2 protein-coding genes are annotated in these 1,555 nt (G+C 30.7%); one reads left to right on the plus strand and one right to left on the minus strand.

Going from position 1 to position 1,555, the window contains the following annotated elements; translation table 11 throughout:
* The coding region (locus tag AC1DJR_RS29335; RefSeq protein ID WP_477004181.1) for a hypothetical protein at positions 1-783 on the minus strand (783 nt) is incomplete at its 3' end.
* Positions 784-979: 196 nt separating this feature from the next.
* Here AC1DJR_RS29335 and AC1DJR_RS29340 point away from each other — a divergent pair.
* A partial coding sequence (locus AC1DJR_RS29340) for a hypothetical protein (protein ID WP_477004182.1) occupies positions 980-1,555 on the plus strand: 576 nt, incomplete at its 3' end.

The following is a 1,555-nucleotide window of genomic DNA, read 5'->3' on the forward strand; positions in this document are numbered from 1 at the left end:
TAAATTCTCATTATAAGCTGGATTATTTGAAGCGACAGTAGCTGTCAGTTTTCCTATAGTAGTTGTAGTCGAAAAAATAACTGCAGATACGTCAGTATAACTTTCATCAAAAAATATACCTAAAGGTATCTCTGCAGTAGATTCATTCTTAATTATACTTCTCTTGAGAGTAAAATTATTATCTTCTGGAATAAAATACAGACCATATAACAAAGCCATAATTCCATATATGTAATCTCTTCCATAATCAACTTGGGCGTAAGAACTTAATGCAATTACATATGGATTCTCTGGAGTTACCCAGTCACATTTCAAATAATCTTGATACTTATTTTTCTTCGTAATGATTGAAGATCCGTAACGAGTGATTGCCTCCTTAAGTTCGTAATCAAAGTTAGGTTGAAGAAGTGGATGAGTAAACATATTTAAAATGTTTGATAAATCTCTAGTGTTTTCTTGAATACCACCTTGCTTAATATTAGAAACTGTAGCTTCCACCATAATATTCGGCCTACCTTTTAAAATAAAATCAGGTCTATCATGGCTGAAATCTATTTCATAACCCATATCTCTAAACGCTGCATAAAGATATATTTCCCACAAAGTAGAATGGAATGAAGTTTGAAGTTCTGTTACTATTTTGTTATCTCTATCTTCGAAACCATCAAACCATTTCTCTAGCTGTTCTCTTTGGTTTTTAAGAGAAGGGTTATCCCTCAAATCTAAAAATTTAGGGTGGAGTTTTTCTTTTATATTAAGTTCTTTAAAAAGCATTGGGTCCATAATATTCACCACTCTCATTATGATTATATAAATATAGTGTAAATGTAATATAATCTGGTGAAATAAATCAATAAAGAATCTTTGTTTAATTTCAGCTAATAATACATGCGAGACCATAAAATTTTACATATTGTAGAATTTAAATACTCAATAGTTTATAATTTCCATATAAATATTTATTGGGAGTGGGAATTATATGAGTGATTTATTAGGGAAATATACCAAGTATGCAATTAGAGCAAATGATATTTATCCAACTATTTCAAGGGCAATTCATCCTGAACTTACTTCGCTTCATCGTACATTAGATATTGGAGCGCTTTGTAATTTATCAAAAATACTAAAAAATTTACGGGGAGTTATTAATGAGGAGCAATTTATTTATCTAGCATCTAACATAGGGGTAGGTCGCTATGCAGCTTCACATTATTTAAGGGAGTTACAAGAAATTGAGTTTATAAATGTTGCTTCTGGCAAAATTGAGAACAGTATACCAGCAACATCTCTTACAATTTTTGAGAGTATAGGAGAAAGGCTAGAGAGCTATTCGCCGAGTGAATTAGAATTACAACATTTTGAATTAATGAATACTGTAGCAGAAATGCCTTCTAAAGTAGTAGATTTATTTGACAAACTGGATGTTAAACCAGATAATATGAAACTTTTTAAAACTATTGGACAAGGTTGTGGTTATTTAGATACTTATGTATCTCCAGCAGATGCAAAAGAAATATTATTTTCACCGATTTATTGGGAAGAGAACCCAAGTAAA

The organism is Bacillus sp. 05T31, from assembly GCF_056396725.1.